At 67.9% G+C, this 4,056-nt stretch carries 5 protein-coding genes; 4 read left to right on the top strand and 1 reads right to left on the bottom strand.

What is annotated here, in order from left to right:
- The first annotated feature begins 141 nt into the window (after window positions 1-141).
- Together ACFVWR_RS18880 and ACFVWR_RS18875 are read left to right on the top strand one after the other, a co-directional pair.
- On the top strand, window positions 142-909 hold the full coding sequence (locus ACFVWR_RS18880; RefSeq protein WP_387215910.1) for a FadR/GntR family transcriptional regulator: 768 nt from the start codon (window positions 142-144) through the stop codon (window positions 907-909).
- A 9-nt stretch (window positions 910-918) separates the two neighbouring features.
- A complete protein-coding gene (locus tag ACFVWR_RS18875) occupies window positions 919-2,175 on the top strand; it encodes an alpha-hydroxy-acid oxidizing protein (RefSeq protein ID WP_387215907.1) in 1,257 nt (418 codons plus the stop codon).
- Window positions 2,176-2,196: 21 nt separating this feature from the next.
- On the opposite strand, the gene ACFVWR_RS18870 is transcribed toward ACFVWR_RS18875, so the two are convergent.
- Window positions 2,197-2,856: a G5 domain-containing protein gene (locus ACFVWR_RS18870; protein WP_387215904.1), complete on the bottom strand. Its 660-nt coding sequence runs from the start codon at window positions 2,854-2,856 to the stop codon at window positions 2,197-2,199.
- Window positions 2,857-3,010: 154 nt separating this feature from the next.
- Here ACFVWR_RS18870 and ACFVWR_RS18865 point away from each other — a divergent pair, with 154 nt between their 5' ends.
- Window positions 3,011-3,922 (top strand): DsbA family protein, encoded by a 912-nt coding sequence (locus ACFVWR_RS18865; RefSeq protein WP_387215901.1) that lies wholly within the window; start codon window positions 3,011-3,013, stop codon window positions 3,920-3,922.
- A 25-nt stretch (window positions 3,923-3,947) separates the two neighbouring features.
- On the top strand, window positions 3,948-4,056 hold a 109-nt coding region (locus tag ACFVWR_RS18860), incomplete at its 3' end, for an NUDIX domain-containing protein (protein WP_387215913.1).

Here is a 4,056-nt window from a genome sequence, read left to right as displayed (position 1 = left end):
GTTGCGACCTGGCGCGCCCTCCAGGTCGCAACAACTCGCCCCTCGCGGCGCATCCGCAGCCGTGTATGCTGTGGTCTGACCATATGGTCTGACCACACGGAACGGACCGCGCCGCGGTGCTCGGCGAAGGAGGCGAACCGGATGGGCGACGAACAACGCGCCTGGCAAGGCGTTCTCGCGCATATCGAGGAGCGCCTGGTCGACGGGCGGCTGCGCCCCGGCGACCACCTTCCGCCCGAGCGCACCCTCGCCACTGATCTCTCCGTCGGCCGTTCGAGCGTTCGCGAGGCCGTGCGGGTTCTCGAGGCGATGGGCCTGGTGCGCACGCAGACGGGATCGGGCCCGAGCTCCGGCGCCATCATCGTCGCCCGCCCAGTCGGCGGCATGCAGGCGTTGATGCGGCTGCAGGTCGCGGCCAGCGGTTTCCCCGTCGCCGATGTCGTGAAGACACGCCTGCTCCTGGAGTCGGCCGTGGCGGCCGACCTCGCCGAACGCTCGCCCGGTGTGCAACTCGCCGAGGCCGAAGCGCTGCTCGACGCGATGGACGACCCGGCTCGCACACCGCAGGAGTTCCTCGCCCTCGACGCCCAGTTCCACCTGTCACTCGCCGAGGCCTCCGGCAACACCGTGGTCGCCGCGACCATGGCGGGGCTCCGCAGCTCCATCGAGGGCTACGTGCTCGCCGGGCTCGCCCGCATCCACGACTGGGCCACCATGTCGGCCAGACTCCGGGCCGAGCACCGCTCCGTGATCGCCGCGATCGTCGCCGGCGATGCGGGCGAGGCGCGCACCCGCATCCACGACCACATCAGCGGGTACTACCGGGATGCCGCTCCCGAACGAACCACCCCCGCATCCGGTCTGCCGTCCAACACACCGTCGCCCGCCCTCCGCCACGAGTTCAGATAGGTATCTCCCATGGTCACCCGCCAGCTACCGAAGCCCGCCGAACTGCTCGACCTGATGAAGTTCAAAGCCCCCGAGTTCGACGGAAAGAAGCGCCGCCTGCAGGGCGCCCTCACCATCGAGGACCTTCGCGCGATCGCGAAGCGCCGCACGCCGAAAGCGGCGTTCGACTACACCGAGGGCGCCGCGGAGGGCGAACTGTCGCTCGCCCGTGCGCGGCAGGCGTTCCAGGACATCGAGTTCCACCCCTCGATCCTGCGCGACGTCTCGGTCGTCGACACGTCGTGCGAGATCTGGGGCGGCGCGTCCTCCCTGCCGTTCGGCATCGCGCCGACGGGCTTCACGCGACTGATGCAGACGGAGGGCGAGACCGCCGGGGCCGGAGCGGCCGGCGCTGCGGGCATCCCGTTCACCCTGTCCACTCTCGGAACCACGTCGATCGAGAACGTGAAAGCGGCGAACCCGAACGGCCGCAACTGGTTTCAGCTGTACGTGATGCGTGAGCGCGAGATCTCCTACGACCTCGTGCGCCGTGCCGGCGCCGCCGGGTTCGACACCCTGTTCTTCACCGTCGACACCCCTGTTGCAGGAGCCCGGCTGCGAGACAAGCGCAACGGCTTCTCCATCCCGCCGCAACTCACGCTCGGCACCATCGTCAACGCGATCCCCCGGCCGTGGTGGTGGTACGACTTCCTGACCACGCCCAAGCTCGAGTTCGCATCCCTCTCCTCGACCGGCGGCACGGTCGGCGACCTGCTCAATGCCGCGATGGACCCCTCGATCAGCTTCGAAGACCTCGCGATCATCCGCGACCTCTTCCCCGGCAAGATCGTCGTCAAGGGCGTTCAGAACGTCGAAGACTCGGCCAAGCTGGTCGACCTGGGCGTCGACGGCATCGTGCTGTCCAACCACGGCGGACGCCAGCTCGACCGTGCGCCGATCCCGTTCCACCTCCTGCCGAAGGTCGTCAGGGAGGTCGGCGCGCACACCGAGATCGCGATCGACACGGGCATCATGAACGGCGCCGACATCGTCGCCGCGTACGCCCTCGGCGCGAAGTTCACCCTCATCGGCCGCGCCTACCTCTACGGGCTGATGGCGGGCGGACGGGACGGCGTCGACCGCACCATCCAGATCCTCTCCGACCAGATCGTGCGCACGATGCAGCTGCTGGAGGTCTCCTCGCTCGCCGAGCTGGCACCAGAGCATGTGACGCAGCTCCAGCGTCTCGTGCCGGTCCCGGTCGCGGCCGGGGTGCCCGTCGGGTAGCTGCGCGGTCGTCGCGACGGGCTACTCGCAGGCCTGCCCGTCGCCGTCCCTGTCGAGGTCGTAGATATCGCTGCCGATGACCTGAACCGGCCCTGCCACGTAGGCCGGACCGTTTCCGCTCCCGCCGGCGCAGTCGACGTCGCTCGCGATCGGCACGCATCCCGAGTAGTTCGGATCGCAGCCGCCGCCGGCATCCTGTGCGGGGGCCGGTTGCGGCGCGGCGGCACGCGGCGGCGGTGGCGGCGCCGGTTGCATCGTCCCCACCGTCGTCACCTGATCGACCGGCGCCGTCGTCACTGTTTCGGAGACGAGCTCCCGGCTCTGCTCGGTGCAGTCCCGCAGGGTGACGCGGTAGGTCTTGGTCTTCGTGCCGTTTTGGCCCGGAGTCGTGACCGAGGTGGTGCCGACCGCCACGGCGGGATCGTTCACCGTCGTCGCCTGAAAAGCGATCGGCTCGTCAACGGTCACGGTCTTCGTCTCGACGACGGGAGTGGGCGTCGGGCTCGGCGTCGCACTGGACGTGGCGGACCGGCCAGTGCTCAGCGAGGAGATCTCGACCGGGGGATGCGGCTGCGCAGCACTCGCGACCATCCCGCTGAGCGCGATCAGGAAGGCGGAGGCCCCGGCGACCAAGGTGATCTTCGTGCCGATGGTCCACGTTGTTTGCTGAGCTTTTGTCATGATGACTCCGAGTATGGGCGCAGTGCGACGCGGCCGCTACACCCCAGACGGGGGCTGCCCACAATGCGCCCTCGGGGGAACACCTCAGCCGTCTCAAAGCATTCACCCAATACCATCGAGGAGACACTGTTCACCGTCGATGGGACAAAACCGAATGGCAACAGGGAAGGGTGCCTCCGGGCCCACCAAACGCGATCGCCGTGAAGAGGCGCGCGAGCACGCACGTTTGATGCGCGAAGAGGCGGCGAAGAAAGCCAAGCGCCGCAAGTTCGTGGTGCAGGGCTCGATCATCGTGGCCGTCGTCGCCGTGCTCGCCATCGTCGGTGTCTTCATCCTCAACGGGGTCAACGCGGCCAACAACGTCGCCAACCCGAAGAACATGCAGAGCGGCGGCGTGCTGCTCACCAGCGCGACGAAGGCCGTCACCACGCCGGCCATCCCGAAGGGCGGCAAAGCCACGCCGACCAAGCAGGAGCTCGACGGCAAGACGGCGCACATCGTCATCTACGTCGACTACCAGTGCCCCATCTGCAACCAGTTCGAGACCACCAACGCCGACCAGATCAAGCAGTGGATGGCCGACGGCCAGGCGACGCTGGAGACGCATCCGGTCGCGATCCTCGACAGCGCCAACAACAAGAAGTACTCGACCCGGTCCGCGGCGGCCGCGTCCTGTGTCGCCAATTACGACCCGAACAACTTCTTCGCGGTCAACAGCGCCCTGTACGCCAACCAGCCCGACGAACAGACGGGCACAGGTCTCACGAACGCCGAGCTCTTGAAGGTGTTCAAGGATGCGGGAGCCAGTTCGAAGCAGATCACCGACTGCGTGAACGACCAGACCTTCGCGCAGTTCATCACGAACCAGACCAAGTCTGTGGTGACCGATCCCGATCTGGTGAACGCGGCATCCGGCTCGTTCGGAACGCCGACGGTGTTCGTGAACGGTCAGCGCTACGCCGGCAGCGTGTCGGACGCGACGCAGTTCGCCACGTTCGTGGGAACGGCCGTGCAGGAAGCGGGCACCGGCTCGACGGGAACGCCGACGCCGACTCCGACGAAGTAGCGACGACCTTCGAGCTCGACGCTCCGTGAGAAGGCGGCCGGGCGAGCCCATCACCGAAACCGCGGTCCGCGAGCTCTATGAGGAGACCGGCCTCACGGTGAAGCCCGAGTCCCTCAAGGTCGCCCACATCATCC

It is taken from the genome of Leifsonia sp. NPDC058292 (assembly GCF_042880955.1).
Taxonomy (GTDB): domain Bacteria; phylum Actinomycetota; class Actinomycetes; order Actinomycetales; family Microbacteriaceae; genus Leifsonia.
This window is presented reverse-complemented; position numbering and strand designations above follow the sequence as displayed.